Genomic DNA, 23,760 nt, shown 5'->3' on the forward strand with positions numbered 1-23,760 from the left:
GGACGAGTCTCGCGCCCAGCGACCCGTCCCGGGCCCGGGCGCGCGAGGGACGTCGCGCAGCTCGAGCCTCACCGCGGGAGGACGCTCGCGGAGGAGCGCCGCGACAACGTCAGTCGGACAGCTCGTTGACGTACTGGTTGCGGCCGACGACGCGGATGCGCAGGTCGTCGTCGCGGTCCATCGCGAGGAACTCCCGTGCGACCGGACCGACGGAGGACCAGCGGAGCACCTCGGTGATCGGGGTCCCCTCGATGAACACCTGCCACACGCCGCGCTCACGGACGGCCTGCACCTCGTACGTCGCCATGCGGCGAGCGTACCGGCTCACGGCAGGCGCTTCTCGTACCACCGCATGGTCGGGACGGTCCCGTCCGGCTTCGCCCAGTCCGCGGGAGACCGGTGGGTCAACCGCCAGCCGCGGCGTTCGTAGAGCCGCCACGCGGTCCACGCCGAGCGGTGCCCGGGCGGGGTCAGCCACGCGACCGGATCGTCGGGCCAGTGCGCCGGGTAGCCGTCCTCGTCGTGCGTGCGCCGGAGCACCCGGACCAGGTGCTCCAGGTCGTCGTCGCGGCGCGGTCGGATGTGCACGATCGCGACGCTACCGGGTCGGGGTCAGACCAGGTCGAGCACCATGTGGACGTCCGCACGGGCGTACGGGCTCGGCACGATCTCGTCGTGTCCGAGGTGCCGGAAGCCGAACGCCTCGTACAGGTGCACGGCGCTCGCCAGGGCACTGTTGCTCTCGAGCGCGACCCGCTGCGCGCCGAGGGACCGGGCGCGGTCGAGTGCTGCGGCGATGAGCTTCCGCCCGGTGCCGTGCCCCTGGTGCACCGGCGAGACCGCCATCTTGACGAGTTCGAACACGCGCTCGCCCACGGGCATGATCCCGATGCAGCCGATGACCTCGTGGTCGAGCCGCGCGACGAACACAGCACCGCCGGGCTCGATGATGCGGCCGATCGGATCGCCGAGGATCGCGCGGTCCTCGTCCTCGAGCGTGAAGTACTGCTCGATCCACGCCTCGTTGAGGGTGCGGAACGCCGTGGCGTCGGCAGCGGTCTCGAACTCGGCGATGGTCAGCGTGGGCGTCTCGGGCACTGATCCATCCTCGACCAGCGATCTGATCGTGTCCAATACTCGTTCCGGCGTATCGATAGGCTGCGTGCATGGATGTCGACCTGCGGCAGCTCCGGGCGTTCCTCGCCGTCGCCGACGAGCTGCACTTCGGGCGGGCTGCCGAACGGCTGCGCATCGCCCAGCCCGCGCTCTCGCAGCAGATCCGACGGACCGAGCGTGACCTCGGGGTGGACCTGTTCGTCCGCACCTCGCGCAGCGTCGCGCTCACCGCCGCCGGTCGGGTGCTGCAGGGCCGTGCGCGCTCGCTGCTCGACCAGGCAGCGCGCGACCTGGACGAGGTCGTGCGGGTCGGACGCGGTGAGGCCGGACGGCTGGACGTCGGGTTCGTCGTCTCGGCGTTGCCCCTCGGTCCGATCGAGCGCGTGCAGGCCTTCCGGCAGCGGTACCCGCTCGTCCGCGTCGAACTCACCGAGGGCTACTCGTCGACGCTGCTCGCGCGCACCGTCCGCGGCGAGCTCGACCTGGCGGTCCTGCGCGACCCCGACCCGGACCCCGCCGTGCGGTTCCTGCCGTTCCGCTCCGAGCCCTTCGTCGCGGCGGTCCCGCACGGGCACCGGCTCGCGGAGCGGGCGTCGATCCGCGGCACCGAACTGGTCGACGATCCGTTCGTGTTCTTCCCGGCGATCGCCGGTGCGGTCGCGACCGAACGCAACCTCGCGCCCGTGGTCGTCGACGGACGGCGACCCGAGGTCGTGCAGGAGGCCACGACGTGGGCGACCGTGCTCCACCTGGTCGGAGCGGGGCTCGGTGTGACGATCGCCCCGGAGAGCGCGACCCTCGCGGCACCCGACACCGTCGTCCTGCTCCCGCTGCAGGACGACCCGCACCGCAGCGAGCTGGTCTGGGCCGTCCGCGTCGACGACGACCGCGAGATCCTCCGCAACTTCATCGCGGCCACCGAGCCCTGAGCTGTGCCCCGCCGCCGGGCCGGGGGTGCAATGCAGCGTCGAACCAGGTCCCCGACGTCGAAGCAGGCGGCGTGGCTGGTTCGACGTCGGGTACGTGGTTCGGTCCCCGCCCGCCGCCCGCCGCCCGCCGCGACCACGGGAGCGGTCGCTCACCCGAGCGGTAGCACCGGTGCGCGCTGGTCGCTGAGTTCGTCCTCGTGCCACGGCCGCGCACCGCGGAGCGTCAGTCCGAGCTGCACCAGGACGAACGCCACGTGCGGCTCGACGTCCGGGTCCCACGGCCCCTCGACCCCGAGGCCGAGCGCGCCGAGCTCGTCGTCCGCCTCGTCGCGGATGCTGAGGCGCCAGCGCCCGTCGCCCTGTTCCTCGACGACGGCCCACCGCGCGGTGGCGAACCGGCTCACGCGGTCTTCGCCACGTCCTCGGTGAAGTTCCGCACGCGCCCGAGCAGGGCCTCGCCGCGCATCGCGATCGTCGCGGGCGGGTTGAGGTGCGGCGGGGCCGTCCGGATGAGCATCGAGCAGCCCAGGTCCTCGCAGATGTAGGACCCGATGGTGTTGCCGTTCCGGCCGGACTCACCGGCGCGGGCGGCGGAGAACAGGCGGACCTGCGTCGCCGGCTGCGGGGAGTGGCAGAACGAGCACATCGCGGCGATGCCCGGGCGGAGCGAACCGCCGGCGGAGCGGACGACGATGCCGACCGGGCGATCGTCGATCCACGACACGATGTAGCCGCGTCGGGCGGCCTGCGGGTCGCGCCAGCCGAGGAACTCGCGCTCGTCCCACAGCATCTCGTGCAACCCCGGGATGGGGAGCTGCTCGAGCTCGTCCGGGGTGGCGTTCACGAACGACGAACGGATGTCTGCTTCGGTCAGTGGCTTCACGGTGCCTGCCACCCTATGCCTCGCCCCCGACAGGCGTGACCGGTGGGCTCAGCGCAGCCGGGAGGCACGGACCGCCCCGAGCGCGCTCGTCCCGTCCGCCACGAGCACCGCCCGGTGCAGGGCGTCGCGTCCGACGCGTCGGGCCGCCGCGTCGTCGGCGGCGAACTCGACGAGGACGCGCGTCGAGCGCGCCATGGCGCGCGCCCCGGGAACCCACGGGACCGCACGCTCGATGGACTCGGCGACCGCGACGGCCACGGCGTGGCGCTGCGTCAGGTGGGCCCGCTCGTGGGCGACCACGGCCTCCAGTTCGTCGGTCCGCAGCAGGTCGGCGAGCCCGGTGCTCACGAGCACGCCGCCGGACCGACCGGGGACCGCGCAGGCGAGCGCGTGGTCTGCCTCGACCAGGGCGACGGTGGTGCCGTCGATCTGTCGGTGCGGAGCGGTGCCCGACCGCATGGCCTGCCGCACGGCCTCGTGCTCGGCACCGGGACGGACCCGGACCGCGACGACGAACGCCGCCACGCCGAGGAGTGCGACGCCGAGGTTCAGGCCGTGCGTCGGGGACTCGGTGAGCCGGAAGGGGTCGAGTGGTCGGTCGGCCGCGACGACGAGGGCGACCCCGACGACGAAGCCGACCACGCCGAGCAGGACCGCGACGGACCACGAGACCAGCGCCGTGCGTGGGTGGTCGATCGTCCAGGCGGACCGGGTCAGGACGCGCGGGGCGACCACCACGACGACGAGGGCGAGGGCGATGAGGGCGACTCCGACGACGACCACTGCTCGGTTCCGGTCAGGAGCGGGCTCGGGCGTCGAGGGCGCGGCGCAGGACGTCGAGGTCGTCCGAGGCGAGCGATCCGGTGAACTGGAGCAGCGCGGCCTCACGGTCCGACGCGGCGGCCAGCGCGTTCGACATCAGCGATGCCGTCTGCTGCTCACGGCTGTGCACGGCGCGGAAGGTCAGCGGGGCCTCGGCGTGCTCCTGCCGCTCGACCTGGCCCTTGCGTCCCAGGCGGTCGAGCACGGTCAGCACCGTGGTGAGCGCCGGACGCGGCTCCGGGAAGGCGTCCAGCACCTGCCGTGCCGTGCACCCGTCCACGACGCCGCGGTCGGCCGCAGCGCGCAGGGTCTCGAGGACCGCCTGCTCGAGCTGCCCACGGGGGCGCGATCGCTGTCCTGCCATCCCCGCATTCTACGAGACGTCGAAGGGGCGACCACGACACATGCCGGAAACGCGGGGTCGGTATGCTCGGGCCTGCACAACTCAACACCGGCCGCACACCCGCCGCGGGAGAGCCGAGCGCACGCGCACGGCACCGAAGGAGCAACCTCCCCGTCAATCTCTCAGGTCCCACACCGCAGCGGACAGGCCACTCTGAAAAGCAGACACGCGTCCCCGCCGGGCCCGCGCGGCGTCTCGCCCACGGTGAAAGCCGCCGGACCTCACGGGCCGCGGTGAAACTCTCAGGCCCATGACAGAGGGGGAGTTCCCACCCGACGACGGCCGTCGGGTCCTGCCGATGCCAGGAGAACTCCGTCATGCGTTCCTCCCCACTCGAGTCCGCGCACGAGGCTGCGGGCGCCACCTTCACCGACTTCGCCGGGTACCGGATGCCCGTGCGGTACTCGTCCGACCTCGCCGAGCACCACGCCGTGCGTCAGGCCGCGGGCGTCTTCGACCTGTCGCACATGGCAGAGGTCGGCGTCGTCGGCCCCGACGCCGTGCCGTTCCTCGACCACGCGCTCGCCGGGTCCTTCGGCGCGATGCCGGTCGGTCGCGCGAAGTACTCGCTGCTCCTCGCCGAGGACGGCGGGATCCTCGACGACCTTGTGGTCTACCGCACCGGCGAGGACGTCTTCCTCGTCGTGGCGAACGCCGCGAACCGCTCCGTCGCGGTCGACGCGCTCGTCGCGCGCTCGGGCGGCCACGACGTCGAGGTCACCGACGACTCGGACACCACCGCCCTCGTGGCGATCCAGGGTCCGGCCGCCGCAGGGACGCTCGACGCCCTGGTCGTGGCGGACCGCCTGCAGCCGGAGACCCCGCTCGACGAACTCCGGTACTACCGCGTGCTGCACGCGCTGTTCGACGGCGCCGAGGTCCTCGTCGCCCGGACCGGCTACACCGGCGAGGACGGCTTCGAGATCTACAGCGACACCGACGTCGCGTCGTCGATCTGGGACGCCCTGCTCGAGACCGGCGCCGACCGCGGTGTCGTGCCCGCCGGGCTCGCCGCGCGGGACACCCTGCGGCTCGAGGCCGGCATGCCGCTCTACGGGCACGAACTGTCGACCGAGGTGCGACCCGCCCAGGCCGGTCTCGGTCGTGTCGTCGCGACCTCGGGCTCGTTCGTGGGGGACGCCGGCGTGGTGCCCGCCCCCGGTGCCCGCGTGCTCGTCGGCCTCGTGACCGAGGGACGCCGTGCGCCGCGCGCCGGGTACGACGTCGTGCACGACGGGCAGGTCGTCGGCACCGTCACGTCCGGGGCGCTCTCGCCGACGTTGGGACACCCCGTCGCCATGGCCTTCGTCGATCCGACGGTGGCCGGCGAGGGACAGCTCCTGCACATCGACGTGCGCGGGACCGCGATCCCCAGCACCGTCACCCCCTTCCCCTTCTACCGCCGCACTCCGAGAGGCTGATCCCGTGACCGACCAGACCGCACTGCAGTACACCGCCGACCACGAGTGGATCCTCGTCGAGGGCGACACCGTGACCGTCGGCATCACCGACCACGCCGCCGAGCAGCTCGGGGACGTCGTCTACGTCGAGCTCCCCGCCGTCGGCACCACCACGACCGCCGGCGAGCAGATGGGCGAGATCGAGTCGACCAAGAGCGTCGGCGAGCTCTTCGCCCCGATCGAGGGCGAGGTCGTCGCGATCAACGACGCCGTGGTCGACGCCCCCGACACCGTCAACCAGGACCCGTTCGGCGCCGGCTGGCTCGTGAAGCTCAAGGTCGAGGGCACCTCCTTCCCCGAGGACCTGATGGACCACGACGCGTACCGGGCGTCCCTCGCATGACCGGCGCGCAGCAGAACCTCCAGACGTGCTTCGCCGACCGGCACATCGGCACGACGAGCGCCGACCAGCAGGTCATGCTCGACGTGGTCGGGCAGCCGTCCCTCGACGCCCTCGTCCGCGCGGCGATCCCGGAGTCGATCCACGCCGCGCCCACCACCGACACGGTCGTCCCCGCGGCCGTCGGTGAGACCGAGGCGCTCGCCGAGCTCCGCGCGAAGGCCGGGCGGAACACCGTCCGTCGCGCCATGATCGGCCTCGGCTACCACGGCACCCACACGCCCGCGGTGATCCAGCGGAACGTGCTCGAGAACCCGAGCTGGTACACGGCGTACACGCCCTACCAGCCGGAGATCTCGCAGGGCCGACTCGAGGCGCTCATCAACTTCCAGACGATGGTGTCCGACCTGACCGGCATGGCCACCGCCGGCGCGTCGATGCTCGACGAGGGCACGGCCGTGGTCGAGGGCATGCTCCTGGCCCGTCGTGCGTCGAAGGTGAAGGGCGACGCGTTCCTGGTGGACGCCGACCTGCTGCCGCAGACCCGCGCGCTGCTCGACCACCGTGCCGACGCGGTCGGGATCGCCCTGCGCGAGTTCGACGCGGCGACCGGGCCCAGCGACGACGACCTGGACGGCGCCTTCGGCGTGATCGTGCAGTACCCCGGTGCCTCCGGGCGCGTGGTCGACCCCTCGACGACCATCGAGCGCGTGCACGCCGGTGGCGGCATCGCCGTGGTCGCGGCCGACCTGCTCGCGATGACGCTCCTGGCGAGCCCGGGCGACCTGGGTGCCGACGTCGCCGTGGGCACGAGCCAGCGCTTCGGCGTCCCGCTCGGCTTCGGCGGCCCGCACGCCGGGTACCTCGCGGTCCGTGCCGGTCTGGAGCGGCAGCTGCCCGGCCGGCTCGTCGGCGTCTCCTTCGACGCCGACGGACAGATGGCCTACCGGCTGAGCCTGCAGACGCGTGAGCAGCACATCCGTCGCGAGAAGGCCACGAGCAACATCTGCACCGCGCAGGTCCTGCTCGCCGTGATGGCCTCGATGTACGCGGTCTACCACGGCCCCGAGGGGCTGCGCTTCATCGCGGACCGCGTGGCCCGGACGACCTCGGCGCTCGCCGACGTCGCCCGTGCGGCGGGGCTCGAGGTCGTGCACGAGCACTGGTTCGACACCCTGACCCTGCGGGCTCCCGGGCGCGCGGCAGCGATCGTCGACGCCGCGCGCGACGCCGACCGCCTGCTCCACCTGATCGACGCCGACACCCTCCAGCTGTCGGTGGACGAGACGACCACACCCGAGGACGTGACGGCGCTCGCCGACGTGTTCGGGGCGGTGGACGTGACCGTCCCGTCGACCGAGGGCGCCGTGCGCGACGCGGCCACGGGCCTCCCGTCCGACCTGCTGCGCAGCAGCGAGTACCTGACGCACCCCGTGTTCAGCGCGCACCGCAGTGAGACCCGCATGATGCGGTACCTCAAGCACCTGGCCGACAAGGACTACGCGCTCGACCGCGGCATGATCCCGCTCGGCAGCTGCACCATGAAGCTCAACGCGGCGACCGAGATGGCGGCGGTCACCTGGCCCGAGTTCGCGAACATGCACCCGTTCGCCCCGCGCGAGGACGTCGAGGGGTACCTCGACATGATCGGCGACCTGGAGACCTGGCTGGCCGAGGTCACCGGGTACGACACGGTCTCGTTGCAGCCGAACGCCGGCAGCCAGGGCGAGCTCGCGGGGCTGCTCGCGATCCGGGGCTACCACCGGTCCCGCGGTGACGTCGACCGCACGGTGTGCCTCATCCCGTCGAGCGCCCACGGCACGAACGCCGCGTCCGCCGTCCTCGCCGGCATGAAGGTCGTCGTCGTGGCCTGCGACGAGGACGGCAACGTCGACCTCGCCGACCTCCGTGCCAAGACCGCGCAGCACGCCGACACCCTCGCCGCGCTGATGATCACCTACCCCTCGACGCACGGCGTGTACGAGCACGACGTCCGCGAGGTCTGCGACGCCGTGCACGAGGCCGGTGGCCAGGTGTACGTCGACGGTGCCAACCTCAACGCACTGCTCGGGCACGCCCGGTTCGGCGACTTCGGCGGCGACGTCTCGCACCTCAACCTGCACAAGACGTTCTGCATCCCGCACGGCGGCGGCGGCCCCGGCGTCGGCCCGGTCGCGGCGAAGGCGCACCTCGCGCCCTTCCTGCCGGCGCACGCCTTCGCCCAGGACCCGGACCGGCGACCCGGATCGACCTCGGACGGGCGACTCGCCCACGCCGGTGGGCCGGTCTCCGCAGCGCCCTACGGCAGCCCGAGCATCCTGCCGATCACCTGGACCTACGTCCGGATGATGGGACTCGAGGGCCTCACCCGGGCGACCGAGGCCGCGGTCCTCGGTGCGAACTACATCGCCGCGCGGCTCCGTGACGCGTTCCCCGTGCTCTACACGGGGGAGTCGGGGCTCGTCGCCCACGAGTGCATCCTCGACCTGCGCCCCCTGCGCGAGTCGTCCGGCATCACGGTCGACGACGTCGCGAAGCGCCTGGTGGACTACGGCTTCCACGCCCCGACGATGTCGTTCCCGGTCGCCGGGACGCTCATGGTCGAACCGACCGAGAGCGAGGACCTCGCCGAGCTCGACCGCTTCGTCGACGCGATGCTGGCCATCCGTGCCGAAGCGGCAGCCGTCGAGCGGGGGGAGTGGCCGGCGGACGACAACCCGCTCGTGCACGCCCCGCACACCGCGGCGTCCGCGATCTCGGGGGAGTGGACGCACCCGTACACGCGGGAGCAGGCCGTCTACCCCGTGCCCGGGATCAGTGCGCGGAAGTACTGGCCACCGGTCCGCCGGATCGACCAGGCGTACGGCGACCGGAACCTGGTCTGCGCGTGCCCGCCGATCGAGGCGTTCGCCTGATCAGGCCCGCCGCCCGTGTCACACGGCGGCGGTCCCACCCCTGAGCGCGTAGCGTGTGCCCTGTCCGGAGATCCGGGCAGGGCACACGTGCGCCAGGGGGTGTGCGCCGACGGTTCCGGACCGCGGGATGTCGGAGCGCTCCACCTCCGTCCGAGGGCTGCTCGGCTAGCCCATCGCTGTGCGCTCGTGCAACAACTTCGTTGCAGAAGCAACAAACCCGCTCGCGCCTCGTCAGGGCGACCGAATCTTGCATCCTCCCGCAACGATCCTGCAACTTGGTTTCCGGTTTGTAACCGATGGCCGCAGGGTTTGGTCGGCGGTCCGAGCACTGCCTACAGTGCAAGGACAAACGCGCCCGGCAGCACCTCTGTGCCTGGCGCGTCCCATGCACCAGGAGGAACCTTGATCAAGAAGCGCGCTGGGCTCTCTGCCCTCGCCGTGCTCGGGGCCACAGCAATCGCCCTGACCGGCTGCTCCAGCAACGGAAGCGGCAACGGCGGTGACTCGGGCTCGACGAACGCGTCCGGGATCGTCACCACGAACGGCTCCGAGCCCCAGAACCCGCTCATCCCCTCGAACTCCACCGAGACCGGTGGCGGCAAGATCATCACGTCGATCTTCGAGGGCCTCGTCTCGTACGACGCCGACGGCAAGCCGGTGAACGAGGTCGCGAAGAGCATCGACACCGATGACTCCAAGACCTACGACATCACGCTGAACACGGGCTACACCTTCACCAACGGCGAGAAGGTCACGGCCGAGTCGTTCACGAAGGCGTGGAACTGGGCTGCCCAGAAGTCGAACGCGCAGGGCGCGAGCTACTTCTTCGAGAACATCGAGGGCTACGACGCCGACAAGGACTCGGAGCTCACCGGGCTCAAGGTCAAGAGCGACGACGAGTTCACCGTCACGCTGAAGTCGGCGCAGTCGGACTTCCCGCTGTCGCTCGGCTACTCGGCCTTCATGCCGCTCCCCTCGGCGTTCTACGACGACACCAAGGCGTTCGGTGAGAACCCGATCGGCAACGGCCCGTACAAGCTCGACGGCAAGGGTGCGTGGACGCACAACCAGTCGATCAAGCTCGTCACCAACGAGGACTACGCCGGCAAGCGCAAGCCGAAGAACGGTGGTCTGACGATCACGTTCTACACCTCGCAGGACACCGCCTACGCGGACGTGCAGGGTGGCAACCTCGACGTGCTCGACGCCATCCCGGACGCTGCCTTCGCGACGTACAAGTCGGACTTCCCCGACTCGAACGCGAACCAGGCCGCGGCGATCTTCCAGGGCTTCTACCTGCCCTACTACCTCGACCACTGGAAGGGCGAGGAGGGCAAGCTCCGTCGCGAGGCCCTGTCGATGGCGGTCAACCGCAAGCAGATCACCGACAAGATCTTCGACGGCACCCGCACCCCGGCCAAGGACTTCACCTCCCCGGTCATCGCCGGCTGGAACGGTGACCTCAAGGGCTCCGACGTCCTCGACTACAACCCGTCCGAGGCCAAGAAGCTCTGGGCGCAGGCCAACGAGATGTCGCCGTACGACGAGACGCTCACCATCGCCTACAACGCCGACGGCGGGCACGAGGCATGGGTGACCGCGGTCACCAACTCGATCTCGAACACGCTCGACATCAAGGCCGAGGGCAAGGCGATCCCGACGTTCCAGGAGGCGCTCGACGCCCAGACGCAGGACAAGCTCACGGGCGGTAGCCGCACCGGTTGGCAGGCCGACTACCCGTCGCTGTACAACTTCCTCGGCCCGACCATGGGTGAGGGCTCGTCCAGCAACTACGCGCGCTACGACTCGGCCGAGTACAACGAGCTGCTCGCCAAGGGCCGTTCCGCCTCGACCGTCGAAGAGGGCAACAAGTACTTCGACCAGGCCCAGGAGCTCCTGTTCCAGGACCTGCCGGAGATCCCGCTGTGGTACTCCAACGTGACCGGCGTCTGGTCGGCCGACAACGTGAAGAACGTCAAGTTCGGTTGGGACTCCGTGCCGCTGTACTACGACATCGAGGTCACCAAGTAACACCGGTGTCACCGCGGTCGAGCACCGCGGAGACACATCGCGAGCAGGTATCCTGCTCCGCGGCCACCGGACGGGGGTCCGGAGACCACACGGTCTCCGGGCCCCCGTACCTCGGCGGCAACACAACCCCCACCACCGCGGGCGCCGCCGCCCGCACCGGACACCCGTGCCGACCCGCGAGCCGTCCACCCCTCACGACATGAACCTGAACGACACGCGCGCCGCTGCGCAGGGCCGAGCGATCTGATGCTCTGGTACCTCGGCAAGCGCCTCCTGCAACTCATCCCCGTCTTCTTCGGGGCCACGTTCCTCATCTACTTCATGGTCTTCTCGCTGCCCGGCGACCCGATCGCCGCGCTGTTCGGCGACCGTCAGCCGTCGCCGCAGGTGATCGAGCAGCTCCGGCAGCAGTACAACCTGGACAAGCCGTTCCTCGTCCAGTACTTCCTGTGGATCGGTGGCGTCTTCCGCGGCGACCTCGGACTGACCTACTCGGGCCTGCCGGTGTCGCAGCAGCTCGCGTCGGCGTTCCCGATCACCGCGCGTCTGGCGCTCCTGTCCCTGCTCTTCGAGGCCGTCGCGGGCATCGTCGTCGGTGTCATCGCGGGTCTCAAGAAGGGCAAGTGGTTCGACACCTCCGCGCTCGTCGTCTCGCTGCTGCTCATCTCGGTGCCGACCTTCGTCGTCGGCTTCCTGCTGCAGTACGTCTTCGGCATCCAGCTCGGTCTGTTCCGCGTGACCGTGTCGGGTCAGGCACCGTGGTCGGAGCTCGTGCTCCCGGCCGTCGTGCTCGCGACCGTGTCGTTCGCGTACATCGTGCGGCTCACGCGCGCGAGCGTCGCCGAGAACATGAACGCCGACTTCGTCCGGACCGCCACCGCGAAGGGCCTGCCCCGTCGTCGCGTGGTCGGGGTGCACATCTTCCGCAACTCGCTCATCCCCGTGGTGACCTACCTCGGTGTCGACATCGGCAACCTGATGGTCGGCGCGGTCGTGACCGAGGGCATCTTCAACATCAACGGTGTCGGCGGCACGGTGTTCCGCGCCGTCAAGCTCGGCGAGGGCCCCACGGTCGTGTCGTTCGTCGCCGTGATGGTCATCATCTTCATGCTCGCCAACCTCCTGGTCGACCTGCTCTACGCCGTCCTGGACCCGAGGATCCGCTATGCCAAGTAACGCCGAACCCCGCTCCGCGACGCACTACGTGGCGCCGATCGAGGAGACGCCGCTCCAGGCCGTCGACCAGGTCGACGAGACGGAGAAGACGCGCTCGACCTGGACCGACGCGTGGGACTCCATGCGTGTCCGCCCGACCTTCTGGATCTCCTCGGTCCTGATCCTGCTCGTGCTGGTCGTCGCGGTCTTCCCCGGCCTGTTCACGCACGTGGACCCGCGCGCCGCGAACCTCGACTTCAGTGACGAGGGCGCCCGCCCGGGTCACCCGCTCGGGTACAACCGCCAGGGCTACGACGTGTACGCCCGTGTCATCTGGGGCGCACGCAGCTCGGTCATCGTCGGCCTGGTGGCCACGATCCTGGTGTCGCTCGTCGGCATCATCATCGGTGCCCTCGCCGGCTTCTACGGCGGCTGGCTCGACACGATCGTCTCCCGCATCGGCGACATCTTCTTCTCGATCCCGACCATCCTCGGTGCGATCGTGATCATGTCGGTCATCCCGGCCCGCAACGCGATCACGGTGGCCCTCGTGCTCGCCGCGTTCGCGTGGCCGCAGATCGCCCGCATCATGCGCGGTGCGGTGCTCAGTGCGAAGCAGTCCGACTACGTCACCGCCTCGGCGGCGCTCGGCGTCAGCCGCTTCACCACGCTCGTCCGCCACGTGATCCCGAACGCGATCGCCCCGGTCATCGTCATCGCCACGGTGTCGCTCGGGTCGTTCATCGTCGCCGAGGCCACCCTGTCGTTCCTCGGCATCGGGCTGCCCCCGTCGGCGCTCAGCTGGGGCCTCGACATCGGGACCGCGCAGACGTCGATCCGCACCAACCCGTCGACGATCTTCTGGCCGTCCGCCGCCCTGTCCATCACCGTGCTCGCGTTCCTGCTCCTCGGCGACGTGGTCCGCGACGCGCTCGACCCGAAGGCGAGGGCCCGTCGATGACCGAGACGCTCACCGATCCCACCACCCGTCGTCCGGCCGGTTCCGGCGCCCCGCTGCTCGAGGTCTCCGGCCTGCAGGTCGGGTTCCGTACCCAGAGCGGTCTCGTGCAGGCCGTACGCGGCGTCGACTTCACCCTCGAGCAGGGCGAGCGTCTGGCGATCGTCGGCGAGTCCGGTTCGGGCAAGTCGACCAGCGCCCAGGCGATCATCAAGCTGCTCGCCGGCACCGGCGAGGTCACCGGCGGGTCGATCAAGTTCAACGGGCGTGAGCTCGTCGGGCTGTCCGACAAGGAGATGGCCGGCATCCGCGGGAAGGAGATCGGCTACGTCCCGCAGGACCCGATGTCGAACCTCAACCCGCTGTGGTCGATCGGCTTCCAGGTGGAAGAGGCCATCAAGGCCAACGGCATGGCCACCGGCAAGCACGCGATCCGCGCCCGCGCGGTCGAGGTGCTGCAGGAGGCCGGCCTCGGCGACGCCGCCACCCGGCTCAAGCAGTTCCCGCACGAGTTTTCCGGCGGCATGCGCCAGCGGGTGCTCATCGGCATCGGTCTGTCCAGCCGCCCGCAGCTGCTCATCGCCGACGAGCCGACCTCGGCGCTCGACGTCACCGTCCAGCGGATCATCCTCGATCACCTCGAGACGCTGACCCGTGACTTCGGCACCTCGGTCCTGTTCATCACGCACGACCTCGGCCTCGCCGCCGAGCGTGCCGAGAAGCTCGTCGTGATGTACAAGGGCCAGGTCGTCGAGTCGGGTCCGTCCAAGGAGATCCTGGCGAACCCGCAGCACCCGTACACGCAGCGCCTCGTCGCCGCGGCGCCCTCGCTCGCGAGCCGTCGCATCCAGTCGAAGGTGCAGCACGCGCGGGTCGACATCGCCGACGCGGGCAGCGAGGACGACGAGCTGATCGCCCGCGCCCAGGAGCGCGAGCACCGTCCGGCGCAGGACCTCATCGTGGTGAAGAACCTGCAGAAGGTCTACAAGCTCCGCGGGAAGAACCTGCAGTCCCGCGAGCTCAAGGCCGTCGACGACGTCTCGTTCGCGATCCCGAAGGGCACCACCACGGCGCTCGTCGGCGAGTCGGGCTCGGGCAAGTCGACCGTCGCGAAGCTCGTGCTGCAGCTCGAGTCGATCAGCGGTGGTTCGGTCACGTTCGACGGCATCGACATCGGCGCCCTCAAGGGCAAGGACCTGTTCGACTTCCGTCGCCGGGTGCAGCCGGTCTTCCAGGACCCGTACGGCTCGCTGGACCCGATGTACAACGTCGGGAACACGATCGCCGAGCCCCTTGCCACGCACAAGGTGGGCGACAAGGCGAGCCGCCGGGCCCGCGTGCTCGAGCTGCTCGACCAGGTCGCGCTGCCGAAGTCGATGGTGAACCGCTACCCGAACGAGCTCTCCGGCGGGCAGCGGCAGCGCATCGCGGTCGCGCGTGCGCTGGCGCTCAAGCCCGAGGTCATCGTGCTCGACGAGGCGGTCTCGGCGCTCGACGTGCTCGTCCAGGGACAGATCCTCGACCTGCTCACCGAGCTGCAGACCGAGCTCGACCTGACGTACCTCTTCATCACGCACGACCTCGCCGTCGTCCGCCTCGTCGCGGACAACGTCTGCGTCATGCGGAAGGGGCAGATCGTCGAGAAGGCGACGACCGACGAGGTCTTCGCGAACCCGAAGGAGCAGTACACGAAGGACCTGCTCGCGGCGATCCCGGGTGCCGGGTTCGAGTTCGGGCGCTGATCCCGCTGCACCACCCCGAGGCCGGACGTCCCGTCGTCCTCCGCGCAGGTCGCGGAGGGGCGGTGGCGTCCGGCCTCGTCGTCGTCCTGGGGGTGTTCCTGCTCGCCGACGCCGCGGTACGGGGGAGTTGGGACGTCGTCTGGGTCGCGGTCGGCCCGGTCGCCGCGATCGTGTGGGCGCTCTGGCTGCTCACCGTCCGGCCGTCGGTGCGGCTCGACGACGACGCGCTCACGGTCGTGAACCCGATGCGCACCACCCGCGTCCCGTGGGCTGCCGTCACCGACGTCCGGCTGCGCTGGCAGATCGTGGTGCAGACCGCCGACGGGCGCTCCGTCACCTGCCGCGGCGGGCCGTCGATCCGCGGGTCGCGTCCGGTCCGTCGTGGGCAGCTGTCCGTGCCGCAGGAGCCGGAGGAGCTGCGGACGATCCGCCAGCGCTGGCGCGCACGCCGCGCGGCCGGGGCACCCGACAGCGACGTCCGCCGCGGGTGGGACCGTCCCGCCGTCGTGACCGGGGCGGCGGTCGCGGTCCTGCTGCTGGTCTCCGCGGGCGCGCTGGCGGTCTGACGCACCACGGGGCGGTCGGGAGGCCCTGCGCGGTCCCGCCACGCGCCTCCCGTCCGCCGACGGGATGGCCGGGAGGCTCTGCGCGGTCCCGCCACGCGCCTCCCGTCCGCCGACGGGATGATCCGGAGGCTCGACGCGGTCCCGCCACGCGCCACCGGGCCGTTGCGTGCTCGTCTAGAGCTGTGCGCCTGCCATCGACGCGGCGACACCGAGCACGATCATCGCCGTGACCGTCCACCCGTGCACGCGGTGGACGATGGTCGCGGCCTCGACGGTCGCCGGCGGCGGTCCGTCCTGCACGACCGGCGCCGGCACGTGCGCGCGGAGGACGTCCGCGACCTCCCGGACGTCGGCGGCCGTCGTCGCGCCGTCGCCCGGCCGACGGATCCCGAGCGCGGCGGTCGGCCGCGTCGCGAGCCAGGTGCGGCGGACGCCCTCGGTCGTGACCACCTCGATGCCGTACTTCGTGCGGACCTCCTGCACGCGGCGCCAGGGGTAGGTGCTCGTGCGGCGGACGTCGACGATCGTCAGCGTCTCCTCCGTGAGCTCGAACCGCGGGCGCCAGAGCACGGCCCACGCGATGAACGCGGTGAAGATGCTCGGGACGGGGACGAGCAACGGGTTGCCGCCGGTCAGGAGCGCGAGCGGCACCAGCACGACCGCGACGACCCACAGGACGACGGCGAACAGGCGCATCCGGGGCGCGACGACGGTGCTCATCCAGGCCATCGTAGGGGAGTGGGCGGGGTCGAGAGCGCCTCCCCGGGGACGTCCGGGAGCGGGTGTGACACACCTGCGCGTACCGCCGGACGACCCGGTTCCCCGGAGAGGCGGGTCCGTTGCGGACCTCGTCCGTCCATGGTCGGCACCGCCACGCCCGGGTGTCAACACCCGGTGCCCGATCTTCAGGAACGCTGGTCCGTCCCGCGCGGTCAGACGAGTCGTTCGACCTGCTCGCGGATGGTGTCGGCCTTCGGGAAGCGCAGGCCGACGAGCCCGACGTGGCGCCAGCGGACGATGCCGTCGGCATCGATGACGAAGACCGAGCGGCGGAGGCCGATGCCCGGCGCACGGACGCCGTAGGCCCGCGCGACGTCGCCGCCGGTGTCGCTCAGCAGCGGGAAGGTGAGGGACGCACCGCGGGCGAAGTCCTCGTGCGAGTCCAGTGCCTGCGGGCTGACACCCCAGACGACGGCCCCGAGGTCGGAGAACCCGTCGAGCTCCTCCTGGTAGCTGCAGAGCTGGGCCGTGCACACGGGCGTGGCGTCGCCGGGGTAGAAGGCGAGGACGAGGGGGCGTCCGATGACCGCCGACAGGGCGTACTCGTCGTCCGTCCGTGCGCCGTTCCGGATGACCAGGCCGGGCAGGGAGAAGTCGGGCGCGGTCTCGCCCGGCTCGGGGATGCTCATGCCCTCACAGTAGGACAGGGAACGGGCCCGGTCGCGTTCTGCGACCGGGCCCGTCCTGGTGTCGTGCTGCTACTTCGTGAACCCGACCTTGGTCCAGTCGATGTTCTGCGCGCCCGCGAACGCGCCGTAGTTGGCGAGCTTCGGGTTCTGCGCGACGAGGGCCGGCTTCGCGGTGATCGGCATCGAGTGGCCGATCGCCCAGACCTGCTTGTCGACCTGGTTCCAGATCTCGTTCGCCTTGTCGGTGTCCGGCTCGGCGATGGCCTTCGCGACGAGTTCGTCGATCTTGTCGTCGCCGATGCGGCCGTAGTTCTGGCCGGTGTCGCCGGTGGTGTAGATCGAGGCGCCGCCCGAGTGGAAGCCGGTGCCGCCCCAGACGAAGATCGTCATGTCGTAGTTGCCCGGCGTGACGTACTGCTCGAAGAAGTCGTCCACCGCGACGGACTTGAGCTTCAGCTCGATGCCGACGTCCTTGAGCTGCTGCTGCATGACCTCGGAGAGCTTCTGCGATGCGGTCGCACCCGACGGGATCGTGATGGACAGCGAGAGCGTCTTGCCGTCCTTCTTGCGGTACTGACCGTCGGTCTTCCAGCCGTCGTCGTCCAGGATCTTCTTCGCCTTCTCGACGTCGAAGGTGCCGTTCGGGTCGGTGTTCGCCTCGTAGCCGTCGTCGGTCGACAGGAAGATGTGGTTGTCGAGCGTGCCGAGCTTGTACGGCAGCGTGCCGCCGATGACCTGCGCCAGCGCCTCACGGTTCACCGCGTGCTGGATCGCGAGTCGGAGCTGCTTGTCCTTGAGGATGCCCTTGGACGAGAAGTCGACGTGCGTGTACTGCGCCGAGGTCGAGGCGTAGACCTTCGAGTCCTTGGCGTCCTTGACGCGGTCGAACCGCTCGGACGTCGTCGTCAGGACCGAGTCGATCTCCTTGTTGAGGTAGGCGTCGACGTCCGCGTTGCCGTCGAGCGACCGGAAGATGACCTGGTCGAGCTTCGGCTTGTCACCCCACCAGTTCTCGTCGGGGACGATCGTCACGGTGCCGGCGGTCTCGTCGAGCTTCGACACCTTGTACGGTCCGGACGACAGCGGCACCTTGCCCTTGTACGCCTCGTTGAACTGCTCCGGGGTGCCGGTCTGGCTCGCCGGGTAGAGCGGGCTGAAGAGCGACTTCCAGTCGGAGAACGGCTTGTCGAAGACGACCTTGACGTCCTGGTCGGACGCGCCCTTCGACACCGACGCGATGTCCTCGTACCCGGTGGTCGACCCGACCAGGTAGTCCGGGTTCGACCCGTTCAGGGCCTTCCACTCGTTCTCGAAGTCCTTCCACGTGATGGGGGACCCGTCGTTCCACTTCGCCTTCGGGTTGATCTCGTACTCGATCGTGAGCGGGTCGTCGCTCGTCGCCTCGGCCTTCGACACGTAGTCAGTGTCGAGCTGCGGTGCGCCCTTGCCGTCGATCACGTAGATGAACGGCATCGTCGCCTGTTCGATCGTGGAGGCGTCGACCAGGGCGCCGTCGACCTGGTTGTAGTTCCACTGCGTGATCCACTGCGAGATCGGCAGACGGAGCGTGCCGCCGTCCTGCAGGTCCGAGACCGGCTGCTCGTTGATCTGGGCCGAGGTGGGCAGGGTCTTCTTGCCCGAGTCGTCCGAGCCGCCGCCGGATCCTCCGTTGGATCCGCTCGAGCAGCCGGTCGCGACGAGAGCGAAGCCGGCGAGTGCCGCCGTCAACGCCAGGACTTTCCTGTGCTTCATGGTGTTCCCCTCGTGAAGTTGTGGATCACCATACGGCCCCCGCGCGGGGGCAGTCGACCCGTTCTGTTGCAAACACCAATCCGTTACGCGGGATGTGTCGGGATGTGATCTCCCGGAAACAAATCGGGTCGTATGGTGTTCCGCATGACCCGCTTCCTGGCGCGTCGACTCGTGTACTACGTCGTGCTCGTGTTCCTCGCCACCTCGCTGACGTACTTCCTGGCCTCGGCGACGTTCAGCCCCCGATCCGTCTACGCAGAACGCAACCCGGCACCACCTGCGGCCACCATCGACAAGAAGCTCGACGACATCGGCGTCAACGACAAGACGCCGATCGTCGTGCGCTACGGGCACTGGCTCGGCGACGCCGTCCAGGGCGATCTCGGCCGGACGATCCAGGACCGCAGCGTCAACGACGCCTTCTGGCCGCGCCTGGGGGTGAGCCTGCGGCTGCTGGTGGTCGGGTCCCTGCTCGGCATCCTCCTCGGGGTGCTGCTCGGTGTCTGGAACGCCATCCGGCAGTACCGGATCTCGGACCGGGTGAGTGCGATCGTCTCGATCGTGCTCATCTCGACACCGGTGTTCCTGACGGCCGTGTTCCTGAAGATCGGAGCGACGAAGCTCAACCAGGACACCGGGACCCAGCTCATCAACTTCACCGGCGAGGCCACCCCGGGGCTGAGCGGCAGCGCGTGGGACCTGTTCCTCGACCGGGGCGTGCACCTGCTCCTGCCGACGATCTCCATCGCGCTCGGCCTCATCGCGATCTACAGCCGGTACCAGCGGGCGACGATGCTCGACGTGCTCGGCTCGGACTTCCTGCGGACCGCGCGGGCGAAGGGGCTGACCAAGCGCCAGGCGACCTTCAAGCACGGGCTCCGGACCGCGCTGATCCCGATGACGACGCTCTTCGCCTACGGGTTCCTCGGCATCCTCACCGGTGCGACCTTCACCGAGAAGATCTTCGGCTGGAACGGTCTCGGCGCGTGGTTCATCGACTCGGTGCAGAACAACGACGTGAACGCGGTGACCGCGTACACGCTGTTCGCCTCGGTCGTGGTCCTCATCGCGGGCTTCCTCGCCGACGTCCTCACCGCCGCCCTCGATCCGCGTGTGCGGAGGAGCTGAGATGACCGACACCCGCATCGAACCCGTCGACGGCACGACCGTCGGCCGGTCCGACACGCCGCTGCCCGGCAGCCCGAAGCCGGGCGGGAAGCAGCGCAACCGCTTCGTGCAGACCGCAGTCCGCGTGTTCATGAACCGTGGGGCCGGGATCGGCCTCGTGGTGATCGTGCTGCTCTTCGCCTTCGCGTTCATCGGGCCGTTCGTGAGCCCCTACGGCTACTCCCAGATCGACTACACCGCGTTCTCGCAGCCCCCGGGCGGCGCGCACTGGTTCGGCACGAACGGCATCGGGCAGGACGTCTTCGCGCAGACCGCTCGCGCCATGCAGAAGAGCCTGCTCATCGGTCTGCTGGTCGCGCTGTTCTCGACCGCACTCGCAGCGCTGACGGGTGCCGCTGCCGGCTACTTCGGCGGCTGGGTCGACCGGATCGTGATGTTCTTCGTCGACATGCTGCTCGTGCTGCCGTCGTTCCTCATCATCGCGATCATCAGCCCGCGCATCCAGGACTCCGGCTGGATCGTGCTCGTGGTCCTCATCGCGGCCTTCGGCTGGATGGTCACCGCCCGGGTCGTCCGCTCGATGACGCTCTCGGTGAAGGAGCGCGAGTTCGTGCGCGCCGCCCGGTACATGGGCATCGGCCCGTTCCGGATCATCCTCCGGCACATCCTGCCGAACGTGGCCTCGTTCCTCATCATCGACGGCACCATCCAGGTCGGGGCCGCGGTGCTCGCGGAGACGAGCCTGAGCTACTTCGGCTTCGGCGTCCAGCCACCGGACGTCTCGCTCGGCACGCTCATCGCGCAGAACCAGGACGCCGCGCTCACCAGCCCGTGGCTGTTCTTCTTCGCGGCCGGTGCGCTCGTGGTCTTCGCGATCGCGGCGAACCTGCTCGGCGACGGGCTGCGCGACGCGCTCGACCCGACGTCGGCGACGGGCAAGAAGCAGAAGCGGACCGGTCGGAAGCGCGACCAGAACCAGGCCGCGGTCGACGCCGCGACCATCACCACGCAGGCAGGGGCCGGCGCATGAGCACCACCACCACGACGACCACCACGACCGAACCGCTGCTCCGCGTCCGCGATCTCGACGTCCGGTTCCCGACCCCGCGCGGCGTCGTGCACGCCGTTCGGGGGGTCGACCTCGAGCTCCGGCGGGGCGAGGTCCTCGGCATCGTCGGCGAGTCCGGTTCGGGCAAGTCCGTCACGAGCATGGCGATCCTCGGACTGCTGCCGGAGACCACGAAGGTCACGGGGTCGATCGCGCTCGAGGGGCAGGAGCTCCTCGGCCGCAGCGACAAGCAGCTGAGCAAGCTGCGCGGAGCCAAGGTCGCCATGGTCTTCCAGGACCCGCTGTCCGCCTTCACGCCCGTGTACACGATCGGTGAGCAGATCGCCGAGACCGTCCGCGTGCACCGGGGTGCCTCGAAGCAGGACGCACGCGCCCGGGCGATCGAGCTGCTCGAGCTCGTCGGCATCCCGCAGGCCGCGCAGCGCGTGGACGCCTTCCCGCACGAGTTCTCCGGTGGCATGCGGCAGCGCGCGATGATCGCGATGGCCATGGCGAACGACCCGGACGTGATCCTGGCCGACGAACCGACCACGGCACTGGACGTGACGATCCAGGCCCAGATCATCGACGTGCTCCGCACCGCGCAGCGCGAGACCGGTGCCGCCCTGGTGTTCGTCAGCCACGACCTCGGGGTGATCGCCGGCATCGCCGACCGCATCGCCGTGATGTACGCCGGGCGGATCGTCGAGACCGCGAGTGCGGACGAGCTGTTCGCCCGACCACGCATGCCCTACACGATCGGCCTCATCGGCGCGCTGCCCCGGCTCGACGAGTCGAGCGGCGAGCCGCTGGTCCCGATCCCCGGGTCGCCGCCGTCGCTCATCGGGCTGCCCGACGCCTGCCCGTTCGCCGACCGGTGCCCGCTCGCCGCCGCCGTCTGCCGTGGGTCGGAACCGCCGCTCGCCGCGGTCGACGTGGCGGCCGGTGTCCCCGGAGAAGGGCCGGTCGACACCTCGGTGCCGCACGCGGTCGCCTGCCACCGGTACGAGGAGGTCGCCGAGGCCCACGCCGACGCCGGCGCGATCTTCCGGCTGCCCGAGATCCCGGACACCGGCGTCGCGGTCACCACACCCGCCGCCCGCGAGCAGCGCCCCGCCGTCGTCCAGGTCGAGGGGCTGACGAAGACGTTCCCGCTCGTCAAGGGATCGGTGTTCAAGCGCAAGGTCGGCGAGGTCTACGCGGTGGACGGCGTCGACCTCGACATCCGCACGGGCGAGACGCTCGGCCTGGTCGGGGAGTCGGGGTCCGGCAAGTCGACGACCCTGCACCAGCTGATGGACCTCGAGCGGCCCGAGCACGGCACGGTCGAGCTCTTCGGACAGCCGGTCACGGCGTCGAAGCAGCTGCGGCAGCGCATCTCGATGGTGTTCCAGGACCCCGCAGCGAGCCTCGACCCGCGCATGTCCGTGTACGACGTCGTCGCCGAACCGCTCCGGGCCATCGGCGCCTCGTCGGACCGCATCGCCGAGCGGGTGCCGGAGCTCCTCGGGCTCGTGGGGCTCCGTGCCGCCGAGGCCGACCGCTACCCGCACGAGTTCTCCGGCGGGCAGCGGCAGCGCATCTCGATCGCTCGGGCGCTCGCGACCGAGCCGGAGCTCATCGTGCTCGACGAGCCGGTCTCCGCGCTCGACGTGTCGATCCAGGCCGGGGTGCTCAACCTGCTCGCCGACCTCAAGGCACGACTCGGGTTGTCGTACCTGTTCGTGTCGCACGACCTGTCGGTGATCCGGCACGTCGCGGACCGGGTGAGCGTGATGTACCTGGGCCGCACCGTCGAGGAGGGCGCGGTCGACGAGGTCTTCGAGCGCCCGATGCACCCGTACACGGCTGCGCTCATGTCGGCGGTCCCGGTGCCGGATCCCGTCGTGGAGCGCGCACGGCGGACGATCCTGCTGCCGGGGGACCCGCCCAGCCCGACCGAGCGCCCGACCGGCTGCCGGTTCCGCTCGCGCTGCCCGCTCTACGCGATGCTGCCCGAGGCGCAGCAGGCGCGGTGCCGCGACGAGGTGCCCGAGAAGGCGCCGCGCGCCGGCGCGGAGCGCGACCACCGTGCGGCGTGCCACTACCCGGAGCAGGTGCCGCAGCTGGTCGCGTGACCAGCCGACGGACGGAAGGCGCGGTGCCGGTCGGTACCGCGCCTCCCGTCCGTCACCGGCCCACGTCGGGCCCGTCCTGCCGTGAGACGGTCTCGTCACGTCGAGACGCCGCAGGATCCTGCGGCGTCTCGCGTCGATGCCTCCGTCTGACGGGCACGCCGGCGTCTCGCTTCGGCGACGCACGCGCTCACCGGAACAGTCCCGGGAACGCCTGGGCGACGAAGGGGTAGCCCACGAAGACGACGGCGTCGAGCAGGCAGTGCGTGATGACGAGCGGGAGCAGCCGCCCCCACCTCGTGTAGATCCACCCGAACACGACGCCCATCACCGCGTTCCCCACGAACGCCCCGAACCCCTGGTACAGGTGGTAGCTCCCGCGCAGGACCGCGGTCGACAGGATGACCTGCCACCGCCCCCACCCGAGCCCGCCGAGTCGCTCGTACAGGTACCCGATCACGATGACCTCCTCCTGCAGCCCGGACCGGACGGCCGAGAGCAGCAGGACGGGGATCGTCCACCAGTAGGTGTTCAGCGCCGCCGGGTCGACGTCCACCGTGAAGCCGAGTGCGCGACCGGTGAAGTAGAGCGCGAGTCCGGGGACGCCGATGCCGAGCGCGATGAGGGCTGCACCGCCGAGGTCCGGCCGCGCCCGGAAGCGGTCGATGCCGAGCCGGTGGAGGTGCGGGCGCCTCGCGCTCCAGAGGAGGTAGCAGACCAGCGCGACCGGGGCCAGGTCGACCGCGATGCCGACGAGCTGCCGCGCGAGGTCGACGTACTGCACGGTCGTGGTGGACGTGTTGAGTGCCGTCGACTGCTCGCCGAGGGGCGTCGTCTGCGACAGGTCGTCGATGATCTGGAGCACCGAGTACAGGGCGCTGCCGCCCAGTGAGAGCATGAGGACGATCGTGATCTCGGTCCACGTCCGCCGTCGGGTCATGCGCTGTACTCCTCAGGGTTGCGAACTACCGGTAGACTGGCGTGTCGGG

Annotated in this window: 23 protein-coding genes and 1 riboswitch; of the genes, 12 read left to right on the forward strand and 11 right to left on the reverse strand. The window is 70.4% G+C overall.

Going from position 1 to position 23,760, the window contains the following annotated elements; translation table 11 throughout:
• Positions 1-109: 109 nt before the first annotated feature.
• The 3 genes from NI26_RS04025 to NI26_RS04035 are packed head-to-tail and all read right to left on the reverse strand — an operon-like array spanning position 110 to position 1,098.
• Positions 110-307, reverse strand: a complete 198-nt coding sequence (locus NI26_RS04025) for a hypothetical protein (protein ID WP_066652743.1) — start codon at positions 305-307, stop codon at positions 110-112.
• A 17-nt stretch (positions 308-324) separates the two neighbouring features.
• A complete protein-coding gene (locus NI26_RS04030; protein WP_066652745.1) occupies positions 325-588 on the reverse strand; it encodes a hypothetical protein in 264 nt (87 codons plus the stop codon).
• Positions 589-612: 24 nt separating this feature from the next.
• Positions 613-1,098: a GNAT family N-acetyltransferase gene (locus NI26_RS04035; RefSeq protein ID WP_066652748.1), complete on the reverse strand. Its 486-nt coding sequence runs from the start codon at positions 1,096-1,098 to the stop codon at positions 613-615.
• A 68-nt stretch (positions 1,099-1,166) separates the two neighbouring features.
• On the opposite strand from NI26_RS04035, the gene NI26_RS04040 reads away from it, so the two are divergent.
• Positions 1,167-2,045, forward strand: a complete 879-nt coding sequence (locus NI26_RS04040; protein WP_066652751.1) for a LysR substrate-binding domain-containing protein — start codon at positions 1,167-1,169, stop codon at positions 2,043-2,045.
• A gap of 149 nt (positions 2,046-2,194) precedes the next feature.
• Here the strand turns inward: NI26_RS04040 and NI26_RS04045 are convergent, their stop codons facing one another.
• The 4 genes from NI26_RS04045 to NI26_RS04060 are packed head-to-tail and all read right to left on the reverse strand — an operon-like array spanning position 2,195 to position 4,114.
• The gene (locus NI26_RS04045; protein ID WP_066652753.1) at positions 2,195-2,449 is read right to left on the reverse strand and encodes a hypothetical protein; all 255 of its coding nucleotides are present in this window, start codon (positions 2,447-2,449) and stop codon (positions 2,195-2,197) included.
• Positions 2,446-2,928: an FBP domain-containing protein gene (locus tag NI26_RS04050; RefSeq protein WP_081985224.1), complete on the reverse strand. Its 483-nt coding sequence runs from the start codon at positions 2,926-2,928 to the stop codon at positions 2,446-2,448. The genes NI26_RS04045 and NI26_RS04050 overlap by 4 nt, the downstream gene beginning before the upstream one ends.
• Positions 2,929-2,976: 48 nt before the next feature.
• The gene (locus tag NI26_RS04055) at positions 2,977-3,711 is read right to left on the reverse strand and encodes a M56 family metallopeptidase (protein WP_066652755.1); all 735 of its coding nucleotides are present in this window, start codon (positions 3,709-3,711) and stop codon (positions 2,977-2,979) included.
• Between the two features lie 13 nt (positions 3,712-3,724).
• On the reverse strand, positions 3,725-4,114 hold the full coding sequence (locus tag NI26_RS04060; RefSeq protein ID WP_066652757.1) for a BlaI/MecI/CopY family transcriptional regulator: 390 nt from the start codon (positions 4,112-4,114) through the stop codon (positions 3,725-3,727).
• A gap of 95 nt (positions 4,115-4,209) precedes the next feature.
• A riboswitch (glycine riboswitch) is annotated at positions 4,210-4,300 on the forward strand.
• 170 nt (positions 4,301-4,470) lie between these two features.
• Here NI26_RS04060 and gcvT point away from each other — a divergent pair.
• The 8 genes from gcvT to NI26_RS04100 all read left to right on the forward strand — a co-directional run bounded on the left by gcvT (position 4,471) and on the right by NI26_RS04100 (position 15,320).
• Positions 4,471-5,574, forward strand: coding sequence for a glycine cleavage system aminomethyltransferase GcvT (gcvT, locus tag NI26_RS04065; protein WP_066652765.1), 1,104 nt, complete (start codon positions 4,471-4,473; stop codon positions 5,572-5,574).
• A gap of 4 nt (positions 5,575-5,578) precedes the next feature.
• Positions 5,579-5,956 (forward strand): glycine cleavage system protein GcvH, encoded by a 378-nt coding sequence (gene gcvH, locus NI26_RS04070; RefSeq protein ID WP_066652768.1) that lies wholly within the window; start codon positions 5,579-5,581, stop codon positions 5,954-5,956.
• Entirely contained in the window at positions 5,953-8,868 is a 2,916-nt protein-coding gene (gene gcvP, locus NI26_RS04075) for an aminomethyl-transferring glycine dehydrogenase (protein ID WP_066652770.1), read from the forward strand. Before gcvH ends, gcvP begins: the two co-directional genes overlap by 4 nt.
• Positions 8,869-9,270: 402 nt before the next feature.
• Positions 9,271-10,899: a peptide ABC transporter substrate-binding protein gene (locus tag NI26_RS04080; protein WP_066652772.1), complete on the forward strand. Its 1,629-nt coding sequence runs from the start codon at positions 9,271-9,273 to the stop codon at positions 10,897-10,899.
• Between the two features lie 246 nt (positions 10,900-11,145).
• Entirely contained in the window at positions 11,146-12,075 is a 930-nt protein-coding gene (locus tag NI26_RS04085; RefSeq protein WP_066652773.1) for an ABC transporter permease, read from the forward strand.
• Positions 12,065-13,015: an ABC transporter permease gene (locus tag NI26_RS04090; RefSeq protein ID WP_066652788.1), complete on the forward strand. Its 951-nt coding sequence runs from the start codon at positions 12,065-12,067 to the stop codon at positions 13,013-13,015. The genes NI26_RS04085 and NI26_RS04090 overlap by 11 nt, the downstream gene beginning before the upstream one ends.
• Complete coding sequence (locus tag NI26_RS04095) at positions 13,012-14,754, forward strand: dipeptide ABC transporter ATP-binding protein (RefSeq protein ID WP_066652791.1); 1,743 nt, start codon at positions 13,012-13,014, stop codon at positions 14,752-14,754. The genes NI26_RS04090 and NI26_RS04095 overlap by 4 nt, the downstream gene beginning before the upstream one ends.
• A gap of 62 nt (positions 14,755-14,816) precedes the next feature.
• Positions 14,817-15,320 (forward strand): PH domain-containing protein, encoded by a 504-nt coding sequence (locus NI26_RS04100; protein ID WP_066652794.1) that lies wholly within the window; start codon positions 14,817-14,819, stop codon positions 15,318-15,320.
• 174 nt (positions 15,321-15,494) lie between these two features.
• Here NI26_RS04100 and NI26_RS04105 read toward each other — a convergent pair whose 3' ends face one another.
• From NI26_RS04105 to NI26_RS04115, 3 genes are all read right to left on the reverse strand, one after another.
• Complete coding sequence (locus NI26_RS04105) at positions 15,495-16,040, reverse strand: PH domain-containing protein (RefSeq protein ID WP_158407732.1); 546 nt, start codon at positions 16,038-16,040, stop codon at positions 15,495-15,497.
• Positions 16,041-16,252: 212 nt separating this feature from the next.
• Positions 16,253-16,729, reverse strand: a complete 477-nt coding sequence (locus NI26_RS04110; RefSeq protein WP_066652799.1) for a peroxiredoxin — start codon at positions 16,727-16,729, stop codon at positions 16,253-16,255.
• Between the two features lie 69 nt (positions 16,730-16,798).
• On the reverse strand, positions 16,799-18,481 hold the full coding sequence (locus NI26_RS04115) for an ABC transporter family substrate-binding protein (protein WP_066652802.1): 1,683 nt from the start codon (positions 18,479-18,481) through the stop codon (positions 16,799-16,801).
• A 144-nt stretch (positions 18,482-18,625) separates the two neighbouring features.
• Here NI26_RS04115 and NI26_RS04120 point away from each other — a divergent pair, with 144 nt between their 5' ends.
• The 3 genes from NI26_RS04120 to NI26_RS04130 are packed head-to-tail and all read left to right on the forward strand — an operon-like array spanning position 18,626 to position 22,774.
• Complete coding sequence (locus NI26_RS04120) at positions 18,626-19,609, forward strand: ABC transporter permease (protein ID WP_066657847.1); 984 nt, start codon at positions 18,626-18,628, stop codon at positions 19,607-19,609.
• Position 19,610: 1 nt separating this feature from the next.
• Positions 19,611-20,639, forward strand: coding sequence for an ABC transporter permease (locus tag NI26_RS04125; RefSeq protein ID WP_081984699.1), 1,029 nt, complete (start codon positions 19,611-19,613; stop codon positions 20,637-20,639).
• Complete coding sequence (locus NI26_RS04130; RefSeq protein WP_066652812.1) at positions 20,636-22,774, forward strand: dipeptide ABC transporter ATP-binding protein; 2,139 nt, start codon at positions 20,636-20,638, stop codon at positions 22,772-22,774. Before NI26_RS04125 ends, NI26_RS04130 begins: the two co-directional genes overlap by 4 nt.
• 187 nt (positions 22,775-22,961) lie before the next feature.
• On the opposite strand, the gene NI26_RS04135 is transcribed toward NI26_RS04130, so the two are convergent.
• Entirely contained in the window at positions 22,962-23,711 is a 750-nt protein-coding gene (locus NI26_RS04135) for a CPBP family intramembrane glutamic endopeptidase (protein WP_066652815.1), read from the reverse strand.
• Positions 23,712-23,760 lie beyond the last annotated feature (49 nt).

It is taken from the genome of Curtobacterium sp. MR_MD2014, assembly GCF_000772085.1.
Lineage (GTDB): Bacteria > Actinomycetota > Actinomycetes > Actinomycetales > Microbacteriaceae > Curtobacterium.

Excerpts from the sequence above, each read along its gene's own strand:
- NI26_RS04025 (WP_066652743.1), bottom strand. The coding sequence starts at position 307 with ATGGCGACGTACGAGGTGCAGGCCGTCCGTGAGCGCGGCGTGTGGCAG.
- NI26_RS04040 (WP_066652751.1), top strand. The coding sequence starts at position 1,167 with ATGGATGTCGACCTGCGGCAGCTCCGGGCGTTCCTCGCCGTCGCCGAC.
- NI26_RS04060 (WP_066652757.1), bottom strand. The coding sequence starts at position 4,114 with ATGGCAGGACAGCGATCGCGCCCCCGTGGGCAGCTCGAGCAGGCGGTC.
- gcvT (WP_066652765.1), top strand. The coding sequence starts at position 4,471 with ATGCGTTCCTCCCCACTCGAGTCCGCGCACGAGGCTGCGGGCGCCACC.
- gcvP (WP_066652770.1), top strand. The coding sequence starts at position 5,953 with ATGACCGGCGCGCAGCAGAACCTCCAGACGTGCTTCGCCGACCGGCAC.
- NI26_RS04085 (WP_066652773.1), top strand. The coding sequence starts at position 11,146 with ATGCTCTGGTACCTCGGCAAGCGCCTCCTGCAACTCATCCCCGTCTTC.
- NI26_RS04090 (WP_066652788.1), top strand. The coding sequence starts at position 12,065 with ATGCCAAGTAACGCCGAACCCCGCTCCGCGACGCACTACGTGGCGCCG.
- NI26_RS04095 (WP_066652791.1), top strand. The coding sequence starts at position 13,012 with ATGACCGAGACGCTCACCGATCCCACCACCCGTCGTCCGGCCGGTTCC.
- NI26_RS04105 (WP_158407732.1), bottom strand. The coding sequence starts at position 16,040 with ATGAGCACCGTCGTCGCGCCCCGGATGCGCCTGTTCGCCGTCGTCCTG.
- NI26_RS04110 (WP_066652799.1), bottom strand. The coding sequence starts at position 16,729 with ATGAGCATCCCCGAGCCGGGCGAGACCGCGCCCGACTTCTCCCTGCCC.
- NI26_RS04115 (WP_066652802.1), bottom strand. The coding sequence starts at position 18,481 with ATGAAGCACAGGAAAGTCCTGGCGTTGACGGCGGCACTCGCCGGCTTC.
- NI26_RS04120 (WP_066657847.1), top strand. The coding sequence starts at position 18,626 with ATGACCCGCTTCCTGGCGCGTCGACTCGTGTACTACGTCGTGCTCGTG.
- NI26_RS04125 (WP_081984699.1), top strand. The coding sequence starts at position 19,611 with ATGACCGACACCCGCATCGAACCCGTCGACGGCACGACCGTCGGCCGG.
- NI26_RS04130 (WP_066652812.1), top strand. The coding sequence starts at position 20,636 with ATGAGCACCACCACCACGACGACCACCACGACCGAACCGCTGCTCCGC.
- NI26_RS04135 (WP_066652815.1), bottom strand. The coding sequence starts at position 23,711 with ATGACCCGACGGCGGACGTGGACCGAGATCACGATCGTCCTCATGCTC.